The organism is Lachnoanaerobaculum sp. Marseille-Q4761, from assembly GCF_017565785.1.
In the GTDB taxonomy this organism is placed as follows: domain Bacteria; phylum Bacillota; class Clostridia; order Lachnospirales; family Lachnospiraceae; genus Lachnoanaerobaculum.
This window is the reverse complement of the sequence record NZ_JAGEKB010000001.1, coordinates 220,746-241,240: the sequence shown is the minus strand read 5'-3', so window position 1 is coordinate 241,240 and position 20,495 is coordinate 220,746. Positions and strand designations below refer to the sequence as shown.

Below are 20,495 nucleotides of genomic sequence, written 5' to 3'. Positions count from 1 at the left end.
CAATGATATTTCGCAATAGCCAGCAATGAACGTTTGCATTGCGCAAGATGTTACATTATCTTCTGAAACATATGCCGGATCTTGTCTAAACGGCTGTTCGGGCGGCGTGGCTGAAACACAGGCTCGCCGGAAGTTTCCTGATACCCTTTTAATTCTGTAATGCAGACACTTCTTCCATTTGTATAAAAATTCAAATCATTTCTATATTCACCAATACAACGGGCAGGGATTTCCCCCTTAAAAATAACTTCATCTTTTTCAAGTCTGGTTGATTCAATGATTGCGCAATACTTTGGTGCGTCATTATAAGCCCGTGAAAGATATTCCTGCGGTGCAAAAAGGGTAAAGGAAAGGTATGGTTCCAACAGTTGTGTTCCTGCTTTTTTCAATGCCTGCTCCAACACGACAGGCGCAAGAAAACGAAAATCAGCGGGGGTGCTGACCGGGCTGTAATAAACTCCATAATCAAAACAAATTTGGCAGTCTGTCACTCCCCAGCCATATAAGCCCTGCTCCATTCCATAACGCACACCCTCCATGACGGCATTTTGAAAACTTTGGTTTAAATAGCCGAGAGATACCTCGCTTTTATATTGTGTTCCGCTTCCAACAGGAAGCGGTGTTACAGTCAAACCAATAGATGCCCAAAACGGATTCGGCGGCACTTCAATATGAATCGTGTAGCTCGCTTTTTTTTGCGGTCTTTCCAGATAAATAACCGAAGGCTCTTTCATAGCCACGCCCACATGATATTTTTCTTCTAATAGCGAACAAATAACTTCTAACTGTACTTTTCCCAAAAAAGATAATATAATCTCATGTGTAACAGTATCAATGTCAAAATGCAAAAGAGGGTCTGTATCAGCAATCTCTGTGAGGGCATTTAACAGGGCTTCCCTTTGCTCCGGCTTTTGCGGCTCTACCGTTGTCCGAAGTAATGGCATGGGATTATCAATCCGTGTTTTGTGAGGCAGGAGTTTTTCATTTCCCAGAATGTCGTTCAGTTTCAAAGTATCATCAGCTAAAATAACAATTTCTCCCGGACAGGCATGGTCAACCGGGACGATTTCACCATTTGACGGAATACACATTTCTGTAATCTTTATTTTTTCCTTTTTTGACAGCAGCAGGGTATCCCGTAAATGGAGCGTCCCATGATACAGGCGTAAATAAGAAAGCCGTTTTTTCCGCTCTGTATACTCAACCTTAAAAACATATCCACATAATTCAGACTGAATATCGTCTGTTTCTGTAATGAAAGTTTCTGTAATCGCTTCAATCAGTTTTTCTGTTCCTAAATTGTCTTTTGCACTCCCATGATAAACAGGAAACAAAGAGCAGCATCTGGTTCTTTTGCACTTTTCATATTGTAATTCCTGTATATCCAAAGAATCCTCTGCAACATATCGTTCTAATAGTTCATCGCTTCCGGAAATAATCATATCCCATTTGTCCAAATCAGAAATATCGGTCATGGTTATCTTTGGCGACAGGGAAACCTCCTGCATGACAATCATATCACTGGTAAGTTTATCTTTAATGCTTTGGTAAACACGCCGCAGGTCGATCCCATTTTGGTCTATCTTATTTATAAAGATAATTGTCGGAATGTCCATTTTCTGAAGCGCATGGAATAATATACGGGTTTGTGCCTGTACGCCGTCTTTTGCCGAAATGACTAAAACAGCTCCGTCAAGGACAGATAAAGAGCGGTATGCTTCGGTTAAAAAATCCATATGACCGGGAGTGTCCACGATATTGATTTTATAATCATTCCAGCAAAAAGAAGTAACCGCTGTCTGAATGGTAATTCCGCGCTGCCGTTCCAAAATCATAGTGTCTGTTCTTGTAGTTCCTTTATCCACGTTTCCTTGTTCCGCAATCGCTCCACTGGTGTACAGCAGGCTTTCCGTCAATGTTGTTTTTCCTGCGTCTACATGGGCGAGAATTCCAATATTGATTATTTTCATGTGATTGTCCTCCTTTTACAGCCCCAAAAGGGCATAAAAATCCCCAGCAGTAAAATACTTTTACCACTGGGGATTATAATTTGCGGACATACACATATACAGCATACACCTGTTTGTGATTGCTGTTTTTCGGATATGTCAAAATTGATAAGGCAAAAGTATTCTTAAATTGGGTACAAAAAACCAAGCCCCCACAAAAGGGACTATCATAATCCTTTGTTCCCACTATTTGATTATAGTTTTATTTAAGAATACCTTGCCGCATATTTTTTACTCCTTTTTTGGAATGATGCTATTATATCACATTAGTTTTAGGAAAGAAAGTACCTAAAAGAAATTTTTCTTCCCCTTATATGTAACAATCATACCGACTTTCTGGCGTTCAGAATGGTTTCTGCTGTCTGCTGTGGTGTTTGGTTGGAATTGTCCAGCCAAAAGCCGATCCGTGGTGTTGTCTGCATAAATGTATCGTATAAGGTTTCAACCGTAAAGCCGGAATAGCCTGTTTTCTCCCTGTATCGTTCCCTTCCTTTTATTGTTTCCACATCTGGACAAAGAACGACAACCTCAACAGGGTATTTATGCGGCACAAAAAATATGTACATGTAACTAATTCAACACATTTATAATTTGAATAGGGACATTATAGCATTTACTAAATACAAATTCAATGTATACGGAAATAAAGATATAAGGAGTGGGAAGGATTCCGCCGTAGTCGGCATTGTAGGAAAATCCAAAAGTTTAGATTTTCCCACAATGCTTATCTTTTGGTCTTTGGTTCGGAATAGTGTAGTGCTGGCGGTCTATCTCTTGTTTTCGGTTGCTTGCTTCCTTACCGTACATGAGCATTTCTTCGGGGCATCAACCGGTCTGTCAAAGATAGTTTTTGATGAAGGAAAGAATGTACTTGTACTGCGTATGAGAAATGTTCCGGCAATGGATATTTCGGGGTTAGAAGCTTTAGAAGAATTACTTAAGCTCTGTAAAAAAAGAGGTATAAACCTGATACTGTCTCATGTGAATGAACAGCCTATGAAGGTTATGGAAAAGGCAGGTTTTATTGAAAAAATCGGCAGGGAAAATTGCTGTGACAATATAGATAAATCACTTGAAAGAGCGGAAAGCTTAAAAATAAGCAGAAGTTGTTAAGGAGGTATTTTACTTAAAAATTATGTTTTAAACAGGTAGATATTTGCTCTGAATACAGGTATAAAGGTTTATGATTTATAAAAAAGGATGTATAATTTAAATGATATATTAGGTCAATGCTCAAATAATAATTGACCAAACAGTGCTAATGTAGAGGAGAACAATATGAATGAGAACCTGAAAAAAAGAAATGAATTGTTGGCGGCTACCGTAATTAAAGGTCTAAAGTCCAGAAATATGACCGGATACTATGCAAAGGATAAGGAAGATGCATTAAAGATTGCACTTTCACTTATCCCTGAAAACAGTAGTATCGCTATGGGAGGCTGTATGAGTGCAAATGAAATAGGATTGATTTCGGCACTTGAAGAGGGGAATTATAATTATATTGACAGGGCAAAGATGGAGCCCAGAGAGGCATTGCTTGCAGCTTATGATGCCGATATATTTCTTTCAAGTGCAAATGCTATGACTGATGACGGAGTACTTGTAAATATTGACGGAAATGCAAACCGTGTTTCATGTATTGCGCAGGGACCTAAAAAAGTGGTTTTTATAGTGGGTATAAATAAGATATGCTCCGATATAGACAGTGCAATGAAGCGTGCCAGAAATGTGGCATCAGTTGCAAACACCCAGAGATTTGATATAAACACTCCTTGTAAGATAACAGGGAAATGCTCGGATTGTAAATCTCCTGATACCATTTGTTGTCAGTTTTTAATTACCAGATATTCACGCCACAAGGACAGAATACATGTAATATTAGTGAATGACTTTCTGGGATTTTAAGATAGATATAAAATTAGGATAGCAGTTAAATTGTTGACTTATAAATGTTATTTTACAAAATATAAGGACGGGTTATTTTCGCCCGTCCTTTTTACTAAGTAGTGAGTAATGTAATAGCTGATATTGATATTATAAATTGTAATTTGAGTTTATGTATTTAAGGCTTTAAAAGTGTAAAAGAGTGCATTTTTGAGGCATTTAAAATATTATTCGATATAGATTTAAAAGAATATATTGACATTTTTTTTGTATATGATAAAATACAATCAATATATGGAACGCGTTCCACAAAAGATATTAAACCAAAACAGAAGATGATGGTTTTATTATTTTTTTAAATAAGTGTAGTTGTCTTTAGTGGGAAGGAAATTAAACTGCCAAAAAGCAGTTATATGTAAAATATTCAGGAGGTATTATTGATGAAAAAAGTTTTAAGAACTTTGGGTGTTTTAGCACTTGGAGGTATGTTGGTTGCATGTGGAAATAACTCAGGTGCAACAAAGCAGGCTGATACAAGCAGCGAAAGTAAGAGTGATGGAAGCACAGAGGCAAAGAGTGCAGAAGGTGTTACCGATATAACAATATGGGGACCTACAGATACTGCGGCTATCGAAGCTTGGTGGGTAGAAAAGATTGAACAGTGGAATAAGGAAAATCCTGATATTCAGGTAAAGAGAGAGGCTATAGACAGAGCCGACTCATATGCGTATGAGAATAAGATCACCACAGCTACTACATCTGGGGATCTTCCGGATATTCTTTATGTAGACGGACCAATGGTTTCATACTATGCGGCAAACGGTATTACAATTCCGCTTGACAGCTATTTTACAGCAGATGATCTTAAGGACTTTATGCCAAGTACCGTGCAGGCCGATACATATGACGGAAAGCTGTATGCAATAGCGGCTACAGAGTCATCGGTGGCACTTTTCTACAATAAGGACTATCTTGATAAAGCCGGTATAGCATATCCTTCAGATACCGATATAAAGCAGGCTTGGACATGGAGTCAGTTCCTTGAGAATTCAAAAAAGCTTACAACAGATGACTATGTCGGAACAAATATCATTATGGATAAAGGTGAGGGTATTATCTACGCTCTCGGTCAGTTCTTTACAGAGGGTGGAGCAGAGTTTGTAAGCGAGGACGGATCAAAAGCTGATGGATATATAAATTCAGATAAAAGCATTAAGACAGCTGAATATCTTAATGAGTTTATTAAAAACGGTTATGCAAACCTTGATCCGGTGAAGGATGAATTTCTTAACGGAAAGGCTGCTACATTACTTGGAGGTTCATGGAATATAGCGGATCTTGAAAAATCAGACTTAAACTGGGGAGTTTCATATTTCCCTGTAGCTGATGACGGCAAGGCGGCATCTCCTACAGGTGATTGGGCGGCAACAATAACAAAAGATTCAAAGAATCCTGATGCGGCAGGAAAGTTCTTACAATGGGCGATGAGTAGTGATAATATAGCAACTTATGCAAGTGCAGTTGCAAAGCCTGCATCAAGAATTTCATCTTATGAAAAGATGGAAGGCTGGGATAGCGGTGCCAGAGCTCTTATGAAGTGGCAGTTACAAAATACAGGTGTATCAAGACCTAGAACACCTTCATACTCAGTTCTTTCAACAGATTTTTCAGCAGCTATGTTAAATATCTTTGCAGGAGCGGATGCAAAGGAAGAGCTGGACAATGTAGCAAAGAATTTTGATGAAAATTACGAAATGTATTACAAGAAGTAAAACTTATATAGGTATGTTTCAGAAGGCTTGGCGAAATGCCGGGCCTTTTGTAGAAAGACGAGGATGTAATATGTCGGATTTACAAAGTACAAAAAATAAAAAAGGAAAAGAATATGGTGATAATCTTGCGGGATTTATAATGTCATCACCTGCTATTATTCTCTTGATTGCCTTTTTAATAATTCCAATCATATACACTATTTACTATTCATTTTTTACATATCAGGTAGTGCGTCCGGATAATATACAATTTAATGCATTGGGGAATTATATAAAATTATTTAAGGATGCAAACTTCTATGTAGCTTTAAAAAATACTGTATATTTTACTGTTATTGTAGTGCCGGTGCAATGCAGTCTGGCATTGATACTTGCATTGATGGTTTCAAGAAAGAAAAGGGGTGTTGCCGTATTCAGAACACTCTACTACAGCCCACAGATAACATCAATGGTAATTATAGCGGTACTTTGGACAATACTATATAATTCCAATGCAAATACAGGGCTTATAAATGCATTTTTAAAAAGTATAGGTCTGCAACCTATTGATTTTTTAAATAATCCTAAGACTGCAATGAATGCCATTATATTTATGTCTGCCTGGCAGGGTGCGGGCTATCAGATGATGATTTTCATTGCCGGACTTAATGCCATACCTACAGAGCAATATGAGGCTGCAAGTGTAGACGGTGCAGACTGGTTTGCAAAGCTTATTTATGTAACACTTCCGGGGCTTATAAATACTATAAAATACGTACTTATGATAACTCTTATACAGGCTATGAAGCTGTTTACACAGCCATATATTATGACAAAGGGAGGCCCGAGAAATGCCACAAAGACCTTGGTTTTTTATATTTATGAGCAAGGTTTTCAAAAGGGTAACTTCGGTTATGCATGTAGCATAGCAACCGTATTTTTTATAATAGTGGTTATATTGTCAATTGTAGTTAAGAAAATAAGTAAGACTAATTAGGAGGGATTATGAATAATAAAAAGATAAATAAAACAATCGGAAATATTATATTTTATCTTGGCAATATCATAGTAGGAACTATATTTGTATCTCCCCTTCTATGGATGCTTGCTTCATCATTTAAACCTGAACTTGAGATATTTTCAAATTTGAATTCATTGTCTACATTTATAACGAAAAATTTTACGTTGGCAAATTATGTGGAAGTATTTCAAAGGATAAAAGTATTTACAATATTAAAAAACACCTTGATATATATAGGTATAGTGCTTATAGGTGATTTACTTTTAGGCTCTATGTTCGGATATGCTCTTGCAAAGATGAAGTACAGATTCAGAGGCATAAGTCTTACTGTTGTAATAGCGTTGATGTCAATGCCTGTAGAGGCTATTATATTACCTTTATATATAGAGATGGCTCAGTTAAACTGGGTAAATACCATGCTTGGACTTACAATACCGTTTATGATGAATTGCTTTTCTATATATATGTTTTATTCATATTTTATAGCTATACCGGACGAGCTTATAGAGGCTGCCAAGGTAGACGGATGCGGACCTATAAGAACATACTTTAGTATAGTTATGCCGATATCGAAAACTGTTTTTGCAACAGTATTTATATTGGATTTTGTATCAAGATGGAATGATTTTATGTGGCCTTTCCTTATAACCACCGGCGAGGAGAAGAGAACTGTACAGCTGGCGGTACAGATATTTGTAGGAGTAAGCCCAATACATTATGGTGTAATTATGGCTGTTCTTACATTGGCATCAATTCCGATGGTACTTATGTATATATTCATGCAAAAATTCTATGTAGAAGGTATTGCATCTACAGGAATAAAAGGTTAGATTAGCTGTAGAATATATAGGTGGAGGAGTATATGTCAAGTATACAGGAGGTTGCTAAAAAAGCAGGTGTTGGAGTCGGGACCGTATCCAGAGTAATTAATGACAGCGGTTATGTTTCGGAAAAAACCAGAAGAAAAGTGGAAGAAGTGATAGAAGAACTTAATTATAAGCCGAATGAACTTGCAAGAAATTTGTTTAGAAACAGGACAAATATTGTTGCTGTTATTACACCTGCAATAGGTAATCCGTATTATGCCACACTTTGCAGTGAGGTGGAAAGCAGACTTAGAAAATATGGTTATAAAACAATGCTTTGTAATACTATCGGAGAAGCTACGAATGAAGAAGCTTACCTGGAAATGCTTGAGAGAAATATGGTGGACGGTATAATAACCGGTACACATACTCTTGACTACAGCAGTTATAAAAAAATAAAAGGTCCTATAATAGGCTTTGACACTCCTAAGTTAAATGATGATATTTTGATTGTTACTGTAGACCATGAAAAGGGAGGAAAACTTGCGGCAAAAGCTTTGATAGAGAGCGGATGTAAGGAAGTTTTACAGTTTACGGATGCTACCACAAAAAACTATCCCTTTATAAAGAGGCATACAGCATTTGCAAGGGAGATAAATAAAGCAGGAATTATATGTCATGAATATAAGCCGGATATTGATAACTTTGAAGAAAAATTTATAAAGGAGAATATAGAAGAGGCTTTCAAATTATATCCAAATGTGGACGGATTGTTTGCGACTGATACTCATGCTCTGCTTTATATGAAGAAGGCTTTGCATCTTGGTAAAAAAATTCCTGAAGATCTTAAAATAGTTGCCTACGACGGAACCTTTGTGCTGAATACGGCATATCCGAGTCTTACAGCTATTGTCCAGCCTATTGATGAATTGGCAAAGGTTGCAGTGGACAGTTTGCATGCCATTATAAACGGAGAGAATGTGGACAGAAAAACCAAGGTGCTGGATATAGAATTCAGACAGGGGATGACTACAAACAGAAAGCGGTAATGATATGAATAATAAAGAAAAAGCAGATGAATACTATAAACTAAATAAAGACAAAATAAAAAATATAGATAGACCGGTATATCATTTTACTCCGGATATAGGATGGATGAATGATCCAAACGGTTTTTCTTTTTTTGGCGGTGAGTATCATTTGTTTTATCAATACAATCCCTATGATATAAAATGGGGACCGATGCATTGGGGACATGCAAAGACAAAGGATTTTATAAATTGGGACAGATTGCCGGTAGCTTTGGCACCGGATGATGAGATAAGGGGGCAATGTTTTTCAGGAACGGCAATTTCTGAAGATGACAGACATTTACTTATATATACCGTGCATAATGCCGGGAAAGAAGAGCAGGCGGTGGAAATAGGAAATGCAGTAGAGTATAAAAGTATCTCAAACAGCCCTGTTATTAAAGTTAAACATCTGCCAAAAGGCTTTGACGGTATAGATTTTAGAGATCCTAAGATTTGGAAAGAGGATGAAAACTATTACTGTATAGTAAGTGCCAAAAATGACAGAGGACTTGGCAGCTTACTTATTTTTGAGTCAAGTAATTTAATTGATTGGAAATATGACGGTATATTTTTTGAAAATGACGGTGATTACGGAAAAATGTGGGAATGCCCGGATTTCTTTAAGCTTGGAGACAAGTATGTAGTGATTGTTTCAGTAATGGAAATGCAGGCAAGGGGAAGAGAATATTTTAACGGACATCAGGTTATATATTTTATTGGTGACTATGACAGGGAAAGCCATAAATTCATACCGGTAGAAAAAGGCAAAACAATGGATTTCGGATTTGATTATTATGCACCGCAAAGCCTATATGCCGCCGGAAAATCTTTATCAATTGCATGGTTACATGACTGGGGGAATGATTTAAGTCCTGAAGGCTCAAAGTGGTGTGGACAGATGACATATCCAAGAGTATTGGAGTTGAAAGAAAACCTGATTTATCAAATGCCAGACAATATTATAAAAAATCATTATGAAAATGAATATAGGTCAAGTTTTACTTTAGAAAAAAACAAGGTATATACAGATAAAAATCTAAATAGTAGAGTAGCAAGGCTTGATTTAGATATAATAAATACAGATGCTGGAAAATGCGCTATTTATCTGGCGGCAGATGACAGATATAATTCATTTATAAAAATCAATATGAAAAAGAAAAGCTTGAAATTTTCAAGGAGATTTTCAGGTCTTGTAAAGGATGCTATAGATGAGAGGAAGATAGATATTGATATTGAAAACGGGAAATTAAATTTAACGATTCTACTTGACAGATTCAGTATTGAAATATTTGTAAATAACGGAAAACAGGTATTAAGTTCAAGAATTTATACAACTGTAGATGCAAAAGAAATAAGATTTATTGCTGACGGAAAAATGAATATAAAGATTTGTAAAAATGATATAGTCGGATAAAAAAAGTATTTAAGAGATTATGCCAAAGAAAATAGTCGTTTATTTTTTATATAGAATGAAGCAACTAATAAAGATATATCCTCTTTCATATTAAATTTATAAAAAATAAATTATATATTTTGCTGAAAATAATAAAAAACTAAAATATAGAACAAAATATGTTATAAACCTTGGACATATAGACTTAAAGATGTTAAAATATTACTTAACAGTATTGAAACTATTTAATGTTTTGGAGGAGTTTATGAATTTAAAAAAGGGATTGGTAACGACTTTAGCTTTTGCTTCTTTGACAACATATTTGTTTGTAACAAGTACGGCGGCTCCGGGTGCAGAGTGGAAGAAAAATGATAAGGGCTGGTGGTATGAGGAAGCGGATGGCTCTTATCCTACAAATGCATGGAAACTTATTAAGGATAAATGGTACTATTTTGATAATGTGGGATATATGGTTGAGAACCGTTGGGTAGGAAATTATTATCTTGGAGCTGACGGTGCTATGCTTGTAAGTACATCGACACCTGACGGATATTATGTTGATGCCACGGGTAAGTGGATTGAAGGAGCTAAAAGAGCTGTAAATATTACAAAGACAAGCGGTTCAAGAAGTGAAAGAAGTTCATCAGGCGGAAGTAGCAGAAGTTCAGGCAAAAGCAGCTCGGGAGGAGGTTCTTTAGCAACTTCAGAAAATGTGGCAGGTACAAATAATACCTCCGGAGATCATGAAATAGTTACACCGACAAGAGAAGCCGATAACAGCGGTGTAGGAAATAACCTTATAGTGACACCGTCAGGTAATGCATCAAGTAATACAGCACCTGTAGGGAATGCGGCTACCAATCAGGAGAGCAGAGTAATAAGTGAGCTACAGTCAATGGGACTTAGTGAAAAAGAGGCAAAGTTATATTATCTTATCAATGCCTATAGAGAAAGTCTCGGATTGCCAAAATTGTCTTTCTCAAAGTCATTGACAATAGTGGCAAGAGCGCATGTATCGGATTCAAATGCTTACTCACCGGAGGATCAGGTGGATTCCAGAGGAATGCAGGGCAATTTACACAGCTGGTCAGCCAATGGAGGTTGGACACCTGTAGTCTACACACCGGATCATCAGTATGCAAATAATATGTGGAGCAAGCCAAGAGAATTAACTGCTTATACAGGAGACGGTTATGAAATTTCTTCAGCATCAAGCGGAAATATAAGTCCGGAGACTGCACTTAATTTATGGAAAGGTTCATCAGGACATAATGCAGTAATGACAGGTCAGAGCGGATGGTCAATGCTAAAAACCATGGGTGTGGCTATAGATGGAAGGTACGCACATGTATGGTTTGGTAGTGATGCAGATCCTGCAGGATACTATGATGTTGAAAATTATGATGTAATTCATCCATAGTTAAACTATATGAAAATTATGATAGGTCCTTCGATAATACGAGGGGCCTATTTTGTTATAAATATAACTGTCAAGTCTGAATTTAGAGAAATTAGAGAAATAGCAAAGTGCATAAAAATTGTGTATGAAAAGACTTGTCAACATTATTCACATTTTTATCCACAAAAAAGGTGGGTTTTTATGTTGTCAAAAAGCCAATAAATAGGCTGTTTTAGACTTATAAACGGAGTTATCAACATTATCCACATTTTATCCCCGGCAAGCACAGCTGTAGTTTGGTGATTAAATAGTATATTTTATGTGATAAAATATATAAAAGTACAAAAACAGCCGGAGAAGACAATTGTATAAAAGTTTAATTAAAATCATATTAGTAGTAAAATATATTTAAATTGACGATACAATTATAAAATTAAATTGAATTTATGCTGACAAAGTGCTATACTATAGACAAATAAAAAAAGAAAAGGAGCTTATACATATGCGTTATACAATTACTGGAAGAAATATTGAAATAACTGATGGTCTGAAGAAGGCGGTAGAGGAGAAGCTTCATAAATTAGAAAAATATTTTACAGCTGACACCGAGGCAAGAATCACATTGAGTGTGCAAAAGGAAGCTCATAAGATTGAGGTTACAATTCCGACAAAGCAGGGACTTATAAGAGCTGAAGAAGTTAGCCAAGATATGTATGTAAGCATAGATAAAGTTCAAGATATCATAGAGAAGCAGATCAAAAAGTTTAAGAATAAGCTTATTGATAAGAAGCAGGCGGCAATGTCATTCTCAGATTTCTTTATAAATGACGAAGTTAATGATGCAGATGATGAAGATGAGATAAAGATTGTAAAGACAAAGAGATTCAGTATCAAGCCTATGGATCCTGAGGAGGCATGCTTACAGATGGAACTTCTGGGACATGATTTCTATGTTTTCAGGAATGCAGTCAGTGATGAGGTATGTGTGGTTTATAAGAGAAAAGACGGCAAATACGGAATCATTGAGCCGGAAGTATAAACTAAGAAATTTTCCATTTTTTAACTTTCCTATAAATGAAGAGAGGAGTCATAAGACTCCTCTCTTCATTTGTCCGGGAATAGTAGATTTGATTTTTAAGGTATTTATTTTGTGAAAATATACCTAAATTTTTGAAAATATATTATAATGTAAATATCTGTATATATTACTTGAATTGTAAGGATGAAAAAATAGATTATATTTTATATGGAGGAGAATGAAGCACGGAGATATTATTAAAAAAATGACATTGGAAGAAAAATGTGCCTATCTGTCAGGTAAAAATGCCTGGGCAACAAGGTCATTTTCCGATATAGGAGTTGATGCTCTTTACCATGCAGACGGTCCTACCGGAGTAAGGAAGCAGGCGGGGAAAGGGGATCATCTGGGGCTTAATGAATCAGTACCTGCCACCTGTTTTCCTACAGCAGCAACTCTTGCCAACAGTTGGGATGTAGAGCTGCTTGAAAGAGTGGGAGAGGGGCTCGGGCTTGAAGCTGCCGCAGAGGATGTAAATGTGCTTCTCGGTCCCGGAATAAATATAAAAAGAAATCCTTTATGTGGAAGAAATTTTGAATATTATTCGGAGGATCCGTATCTGAGCGGAAAACTGGCAGCCGCTATGATAAAGGGTATACAAAGCAATGGAATTGCGGCCTGTGTAAAGCATTTTGCCGTAAACTCTCAGGAACTTCGCAGAATGTCAATGGATGCGGTGCTTGATGAGAGAACACTTAGAGAAATATATATAACAGCCTTTGAGATTGCTATAAAAGAGGGAAGACCAAAGTCCATAATGACAAGCTATAATATGGTAAATGGTGTATATGCCAATGAAAATGAGCATCTGTTGAAGGATATTCTAAAAAAAGATATCGGATTTGAAGGGATGGTGGTTACAGACTGGGGAGCCTCAAACGACCATGCCTTGGGTGTAAAAAACGGCTCGAGCCTTGAAATGCCGGCGCCGGGGCTTGACAGTGCAAGGGAGCTTTTAAAAGCTTTAAAGACCGGTAAGATAGATGAGAGTGATATTGATGCGAGGGTGGATGAGCTTATAGAAATCACTTTATCTACAAAAAACAAGAAAAAGATAAAAGATAAGGAAAAACTTTTAAAAGATAATAATAAACTTGCAAGAGAGGCGGCTGTAAAGAGTATTGTACTTTTAAAAAATGAAGAAAAAATTTTGCCGCTTGACAGGACTAAGAAAATAGCAATTATCGGTGACTTTGCTTTTACTCCGAGATATCAGGGGGCTGGCTCATCCATGGTAAATGCAACTATAGTGGATAATGTACAAAGACTGATAGGAAACGACTTAAACATTATAGGTATGGCTCATGGATATACAAGATTTGATAAAGAAGATGAAATGCTTGTAAAAGAGGCAATAGAGCTTGCAAAGCAGGCAGATATTGTATTATATTTCTTTGGGCTGAATGAGGCAAGTGAATCCGAAGGTCTTGACAGAACTCATCTTAGAATTCCATCAAATCAAATATCATTGATGGAAAAGCTTGCAGCTGTAAATGAAAATATTGTAGGTATAATAAGTGCCGGCTCATGTATAGAAATGCCATGGGAAAATAATCTAAAGGCAATACTTCATGGCTATCTATTTGGACAGGCAGGAGTGGGAGCGGTATTTGAACTTCTCACGGGAAGATATTCTCCAAGCGGTAAGCTCTCGGAAAGTATTGTAAAAAAATATGATGATGTACCGAATAAGAGATATTACCCGTCAAAGGAGAGAACATCGGAATATAGAGAAAGTATCTTTGTAGGTTACAGATATTTTACTACTGCCAATGTACCTGTACTGTATCCGTTCGGATATGGACTTTCATATACCGAGTTTAGATACAGTGATATAGAGGTGGATAAAGATAAGGTAAGCTTTTACATAGAAAATACCGGTAAAATGGCAGGTGAGGAAACAGCACAGCTTTATATAGGCATTAAAAATTCAAATATTTTCAGAGCAAAGCTTGAATTAAAGGGCTTTAAAAAGGTTTCCTTAAATCCCGGAGAAAAGAAAAGGCTTACGGTTTACTTTGATGATAAGTCATTCAGGTTTTATAATGTAGCCACTGATGCCTTTGAGGTGGAGAGTGGAGAATACGATATTTATATCGGAAGCAGTTGTATGGACATTCGATTGCAATCTACATTGTATGTGGAAGGTAATATGAAAATTTCACCATATAAAAAGGATGAATTGCCCTCATATTTTGAAGGAAAGGTTACCGATATTCAAGATTCTGAGTATAGGATTTTACTTGGCAGGGATATACCGGATGGAAGCTGGGGAGGCGAACTTAGAATAAATGATGCACTGTGTCAGATGTATTATGCAAAGAGCTTTATTGCAAGATTTGCCTATAAAATGCTTGATAAGAAGTTAAAAAAGTCGCTTGAAGGCGGGGTACCGGATTTGAATACACTTTTCCAGTTTAATATGCCTTTTAGAGCTATTGCCAAGATGAGTAACGGTCAGGTGAGTATGGAGATGGTACATTCAATTGTAAAATTGGTAAACGGACATTTCTTTAAAGGCATGGGAGGTATAATCAGCGGTTATTTTAAAAACAGGAGAGCCAATAAGATGTATAAGAAGAACTTTTTGCAAAGAGAAGATAGAGAATAGCTATGGATTTGATAAAAAAATGGATAGAAACTCATCCGAATCTATGGGAGTTTATTAAGTTTAATATACTCTCAAATGTGGCGACCATAGTAAACTTTATTGTGATGTGGATTGCTACGGCTGTATTTGCCGGATTTGGATGGCATCTTCTGTCCTTTAAATTTTTAATATTTAATTATTTGGATAATATTGAGCAAAATTTGGGATTGGCAGGTTTTCTCAGTTTCCTTATAGCAACGGCGCTTGCACAGACAGTGAATTTTTTTGTACAAAAACAATTTGTGTTTAAGTCAAATGCCGCCTTTAAGGATGCGATAACAAAATATATAATACTTGCCATTGCTCTGGTTATTATTTCGGCAGCACTACCTGCATATTCTCAAAAATTTTTTAGAGATATAGGGATTGGTGCAAGTATTGTACCTACTTTGGCAAATGCATTGAATATCATTGTACAGGTAGTAATCAGCTACCCTACAATGAAATACATTGTGATGCCGGAGAAAAAGAAGCAAAAATAGGAGGAGTATTATGTTAGCTGTTAATATGGCAGATGTGATAAGTGTAGTGAAGTCGGTAGCACCGCATTTGGTTGCTATAGCAACACTTTTTGTAGCTGCAATCGTTGTTATGTTTATCACAAGAAAAAAGAAAACTGCATTTAAAAAACTTGCAAGATCGGTTTCCTGGCTGATTTTCGGTCTTGGTACACTTTTTAGCATAAATTTGATGCTGAACGGTCCTTTAAAGACCATGATTACACTTGCAACAGGAAGAGGTGTGATTACAGAAGAGTCATTAAATGAGGCAAAGACTTTGGGTGAGGAGATTTCAAGCGAGGGTATTGTGCTTTTAAAAAATGATTCGGCATTGCCGCTTGAAAAAGGCTCAAAGATAAATCTTTTTGGCTGGTCATCCACAAATCCTTTATATGGAGGTACCGGATCTGGAGGTCTTAATGACTCATTCCCTACAGTTTCACTTATTGAGGGTGTAAAAAATGCCGGATTTGAGGTAAATGATGAATTGGTTAAATTTTATACCGATTTTAGGCAAACAAGACCTACTGTAGGTATGTGGGGACAGGATTGGACCATACCTGAGCCTGCAATTGAACAGTATAAAGAAGCCAATATTTTTGAGAATGCAAGGAAGTATTCCGATAAAGCGATAGTGGTTATTGCAAGATCCGGAGGTGAAGGTGCCGATCTGCCAAGAAGTCTTGATCCGAGTGTAGAAGATACATTTGTAGATGGAGGAACTTTCGGCTCAAAGGGTATAAGATACAGTGATCAACAAGATGACCTGGATGCCGATAAGAGCTATTTGGAATTATCAAATAGAGAAATAGCTATGCTTAATGAGGTAAACAGGAATTTTAGAAATATTATTGTTATAATAAATGCCTCCAATCCTATGGAGCTTGGGTTTGTAAATGAGTATGAGAATATATCAGGCGTGATTTGGTGTCCGGGAGCAGGTCAGACCGGATTTAATGCCCTCGGTAAAATACTTGATGGAGAAATAAATCCGTCAGGTAAGACCAGCGATATATTTGTTTATGATTTAAAGAGTACACCAAGCTATAATAATTTTGGAAACTTTAATTATACAAATATGGATGAGTTCTCTGTAGAAGACAGAGGGGAATCTTATAAGCCAAGCTTTGTAAACTATGCAGAGGGAATTTATGTAGGCTACAGATTTTACGAGACGGCAGCCAAGGAAGGTGCTATAAATTATGCCGGACATGTACTCTACCCGTTCGGATACGGACTGTCTTACACTGTCTTTACCAAGGAAATGGGTGAGATAGTGGCAAATGACGGAAAAATAAGTATTGATGTACTGGTTACAAATACAGGCTATGTTGCCGGCAAAGAAGTAGTACAGCTTTATTATAACCCTCCGTATAGAAACGGTGGAATTGAAAAGGCAAGTACAAATCTTGTGGGCTTTGGAAAAACAAAGCTGTTACAGCCGGGTGAGAGTGAGACCGTAAAGATTACTTTTGCTGTGGAGGATATGGCATCATTTGATGAAAAAATTAAAAAAGCATATGTACTTGAAGCCGGAGTATATGAAATAAGTCTACAGGAAGACTCACATAATATATTGGATACCAGAACTTTTCCGGTACAGGAAGATATAGTATATGGTGATACCAATAAAAGAATCAGTGATAAATCTGTTGCAACAAACAGACTTGATGATATGAGAGGTGATTTTACCGTGCTTTCAAGAAAGGATCAGTTTGCGAATCTTTCGGAAGCATTGAATGCACCGGAGAATTTTACTCTTGCTGAGGATAAAAAGGCGGCATTTTTAAATAACAGCAATTATGACGGCAAAAACTTTAATATAGAGTCGGATGAAATGCCTACAACAAATGCAAATAATAATATAAAGCTGGCAGATCTTCGTGGATTGGCTTATGATGATGAGGCGTGGGATAGTCTGCTTGATAAGATGAGTTTTGACGATATGTCAAAGCTTGTGGCACTCGGAGGTTATCAGACCACAGCACTTGGAAGAATAGGTAAGGTACAGACAGTAGATTGTGACGGACCTTCTTCTATAAACAATAATTTTACAAAAAAGGGTTCTATAGGATTTCCTGCAACCATAATGCTTGCAAATACTTTTAATACCGAACCGGCACATGCATTTGGAGACAGCATCGGAAAGATGGCTGATGAGATGGAGGTTTCAGGATGGTATGCACCTGCTATGAATACACATAGAAGTGCATTTGCAGGAAGAAACTTTGAATATTATTCAGAGGATCCTCTGCTTGCAGGAAAGATTGCTTCCGAAGCGGTAAAGGGAGCCAAAGAACATGGAGTATATGCCTATATCAAACATTTTGCACTAAATGATCAAGAGACCAATAGGAATTATCAATTGATGACCTGGGCAGATGAGCAAACTGTAAGAGAGATATATTTGAGACCGTTTGAAATCTGTGTAAAAGAGGGAAATGCCGAGGCGGTTATGAGTGCATTTAATCACTATGGAATCACTCCAGCAAGTGCATCAAATGAAGTTTTAAATCAGATTCTAAGAGATGAATGGGGATTTAGGGGAATGGTTCTTACAGACTATTTCGGTGCCGGCGGATACGGATATATGAATGCCGACAGAGGCATAAGAAATGGTAATGACTTCTGTTTAACAGCCATTGATGCAGGTTATAATTATGTAAAGGATAAGAGTGCCACATCAGTGAAAGCTCTTAGAAAAGCATCACATAATATACTATATACAACTGTTAATTCCAGAGCTTATGCACCTGAAAACCTGAATTTGGGTATGATGGGATGGCAGATTGCAACCATAATAATAGATATTATATGTATAGTGATTGCTGTACTTTTAGCTATGAAAGCATGGAAAAACTATGGTACAAGAAAGATTCTTGAAAGAAGAGAAGCTTCTCTTGCTACAGCGGCTCCTGTTGATGCAAGCCCTTTGGTAGAGGCGGATACAATGGAAGAGAATAAAGACACTTATAATGAATAAAGATTTTTTAGCATATAAATTAAAAGAATATGTAAGCTCCGGTATATTGCCTATGCATATGCCGGGGCATAAAAGAAAAGTGCCGAGAGAAATAGAAGAAGCGATAAATGACATCTACAGTATTGATTTGACAGAGGTAGAAGGCACTGATAATTTACATGATGCCACAGGTATTATAAAAGACTCTATGGAGTTTACAAAAAACATATATAAAACTAATAAAACATACTACTTAATTAATGGCTCAAGCTGTGGTATACTTGCAAGTATAAGAACCTGTGCCTGCATAGGAAATTATAAAAATAAAAAATCATATATAATAATAGCTGAAAATGCACATTTCAGTGTATATAATGCTATAGAATTATTTAATTTAATACCTATATATATAAATATAGTTTATAATGAACTGGGTATTGCTGATGGTTGTGATGTAGAGAGTGTAAAAGAGCTCTTAAAAATAAATAAGGAAAAAAATATAGTTGCAGCACTGATTACTTCACCTACTTATGAAGGTGTTGTATCCGATATAAAAGAAATAGCAGATATTTTGCATGAGTCGGATATTCCTCTTATAGTGGATGAGGCACATGGTGCACATCTTTCTTATATAAAAAAATATGAAGATTTAAATAATGCCATTGATGGGAGATTCCCGGTATCGGCATTGGATTTAGGTGCGGATATTGTGGTGCAAAGTCTGCATAAAACATTGCCTGCACTTACACAAACCGCAATTTGTCATTTAAAATCAAATCTGGTCAAACAAAATTTTTTGGATGAGTCATTTCATATATTTGAGACCAGCTCACCCTCATATATTTTTATGGCAAGCATTGATGCCTGTATAAGATATATGAGCGAAAACAGTGAAGGAATTTATAAATATCAAAAGAATCTTGGAGAATTCCGGGAGAAAATGAGGCATTGCGAGCATATTCATTTATGGCAATGTGAGTCAAAGTCGGATTATGATTTTACAAAGCTTGTGATATATTCGGATTTTATAGACGGTATCACATTAGCCGATATACTTAGGGACTCATATAATATAGAAACTGAGATGAGCAGCCTTAGGTTTGTGCTGGCATACAGCACTGTTTGTGATGAAAAAGAAGATTTTGACAAACTTTTTGACGCATTAAAAGATATTGATGAAAACTTTTTGTATAGAGAAAATGAAACTTTTTTAAATCTTGATAAAAAACATCTAAATCGGATAGCAGAAAAAAATATCTATATATATCCTCCGGGAGTACCTGTGGTAAAGAAAGGAGAGATAATAGATATGAACAGATTTAAATTGCTGGAAGAATATATTAAAAAAGGAAAAAGGGTCTATGGCTTAGATCCATAAAAATAAATGGGAAAAATCTATTATGTAATGGGAAAGAGTGCTTCAGGTAAAGATACTATCTTTAAAAGATTGTATAAGGAGTGCCCAAGAACAAAAAGACTTATAACATATACTACAAGACCTATAAGGGATGGAGAAGAAAATGGTGTAGACTACCATTATGTAGATGAATCCGTTATAGAGGATTATAGAAAACAGGGTAGGCTTATAGAGATGAGGAGCTATAATACGGTACAAGGTCTATGGATATATGCCACCATTGATGACTGCTCTGTAAATCTTGAAAACAGAAATTATATAATAATAGGAACGCTGGATTCCTATAAAAAGATCAAAGAATACTATGGTGCGGAAAATGTTGTACCTATCTTTATAGAGCTAAATGACGGTATCCGACTTCAGAGGGCGATAAACAGAGAGATGATGCAGGAAAAACCTCAGTATGCGGAACTTTGCAGGAGATTTTTGGCAGATGAGGAGGATTTTTCACCGATGAAGCTTGAAGCTGCCGGAATCACAAAAAAATATGTCAATGAAGATTTAAACAAATGTATAATGGAAATAAAAAAAGATATGGGAATAAAGATATAA

The 20,495-nt window shown here is 36.4% G+C and carries 15 protein-coding genes; 14 read left to right on the top strand and 1 reads right to left on the bottom strand.

Annotated elements, in window-relative coordinates:
- Positions 1-50: 50 nt before the first annotated feature.
- Positions 51-1,970, bottom strand: coding sequence for a tetracycline resistance ribosomal protection protein Tet(32) (tet(32), locus tag J4O15_RS01140; RefSeq protein ID WP_002602099.1), 1,920 nt, complete (start codon positions 1,968-1,970; stop codon positions 51-53).
- Positions 1,971-2,600: 630 nt separating this feature from the next.
- Between tet(32) and J4O15_RS15770 the strand changes: the two genes are divergently transcribed.
- The 14 genes from J4O15_RS15770 (at position 2,601) to J4O15_RS01070 (ending at position 20,495) form a co-directional block, all read left to right on the top strand.
- Entirely contained in the window at positions 2,601-3,122 is a 522-nt protein-coding gene (locus J4O15_RS15770; protein ID WP_243761919.1) for an STAS domain-containing protein, read from the top strand.
- A 165-nt stretch (positions 3,123-3,287) separates the two neighbouring features.
- On the top strand, positions 3,288-3,914 hold the full coding sequence (locus J4O15_RS01130) for a lactate utilization protein (RefSeq protein ID WP_208099384.1): 627 nt from the start codon (positions 3,288-3,290) through the stop codon (positions 3,912-3,914).
- Positions 3,915-4,333: 419 nt separating this feature from the next.
- The gene (locus J4O15_RS01125) at positions 4,334-5,665 is read left to right on the top strand and encodes an ABC transporter substrate-binding protein (protein ID WP_009219779.1); all 1,332 of its coding nucleotides are present in this window, start codon (positions 4,334-4,336) and stop codon (positions 5,663-5,665) included.
- Positions 5,666-5,735: 70 nt separating this feature from the next.
- Positions 5,736-6,641, top strand: a complete 906-nt coding sequence (locus J4O15_RS01120; RefSeq protein WP_009219778.1) for a carbohydrate ABC transporter permease — start codon at positions 5,736-5,738, stop codon at positions 6,639-6,641.
- Between the two features lie 8 nt (positions 6,642-6,649).
- The gene (locus J4O15_RS01115) at positions 6,650-7,495 is read left to right on the top strand and encodes a carbohydrate ABC transporter permease (RefSeq protein WP_208099383.1); all 846 of its coding nucleotides are present in this window, start codon (positions 6,650-6,652) and stop codon (positions 7,493-7,495) included.
- A 32-nt stretch (positions 7,496-7,527) separates the two neighbouring features.
- Entirely contained in the window at positions 7,528-8,520 is a 993-nt protein-coding gene (locus tag J4O15_RS01110; protein ID WP_208099382.1) for a LacI family DNA-binding transcriptional regulator, read from the top strand.
- 4 nt (positions 8,521-8,524) lie between these two features.
- Positions 8,525-9,958: a glycoside hydrolase family 32 protein gene (locus J4O15_RS01105; protein WP_208099381.1), complete on the top strand. Its 1,434-nt coding sequence runs from the start codon at positions 8,525-8,527 to the stop codon at positions 9,956-9,958.
- A gap of 244 nt (positions 9,959-10,202) precedes the next feature.
- Entirely contained in the window at positions 10,203-11,357 is a 1,155-nt protein-coding gene (locus J4O15_RS01100) for a CAP domain-containing protein (RefSeq protein ID WP_208099380.1), read from the top strand.
- Positions 11,358-11,838: 481 nt separating this feature from the next.
- Positions 11,839-12,375 carry a ribosome hibernation-promoting factor, HPF/YfiA family gene (gene hpf, locus J4O15_RS01095; protein WP_009219773.1) on the top strand — a complete coding sequence of 179 codons (537 nt, stop codon included), beginning with the start codon at positions 11,839-11,841 and terminating at the stop codon, positions 12,373-12,375.
- Between the two features lie 217 nt (positions 12,376-12,592).
- Positions 12,593-15,025 carry a beta-glucosidase gene (locus tag J4O15_RS01090; RefSeq protein WP_208099379.1) on the top strand — a complete coding sequence of 811 codons (2,433 nt, stop codon included), beginning with the start codon at positions 12,593-12,595 and terminating at the stop codon, positions 15,023-15,025.
- 2 nt (positions 15,026-15,027) lie between these two features.
- Positions 15,028-15,546, top strand: coding sequence for a GtrA family protein (locus J4O15_RS01085; RefSeq protein ID WP_208099378.1), 519 nt, complete (start codon positions 15,028-15,030; stop codon positions 15,544-15,546).
- A 10-nt stretch (positions 15,547-15,556) separates the two neighbouring features.
- Positions 15,557-18,547: a glycoside hydrolase family 3 N-terminal domain-containing protein gene (locus J4O15_RS01080; RefSeq protein ID WP_208099377.1), complete on the top strand. Its 2,991-nt coding sequence runs from the start codon at positions 15,557-15,559 to the stop codon at positions 18,545-18,547.
- On the top strand, positions 18,540-19,904 hold the full coding sequence (locus J4O15_RS01075; protein ID WP_208099376.1) for an aminotransferase class I/II-fold pyridoxal phosphate-dependent enzyme: 1,365 nt from the start codon (positions 18,540-18,542) through the stop codon (positions 19,902-19,904). Before J4O15_RS01080 ends, J4O15_RS01075 begins: the two co-directional genes overlap by 8 nt.
- 6 nt (positions 19,905-19,910) lie before the next feature.
- Positions 19,911-20,495 carry a guanylate kinase gene (locus J4O15_RS01070; protein ID WP_009219768.1) on the top strand — a complete coding sequence of 195 codons (585 nt, stop codon included), beginning with the start codon at positions 19,911-19,913 and terminating at the stop codon, positions 20,493-20,495.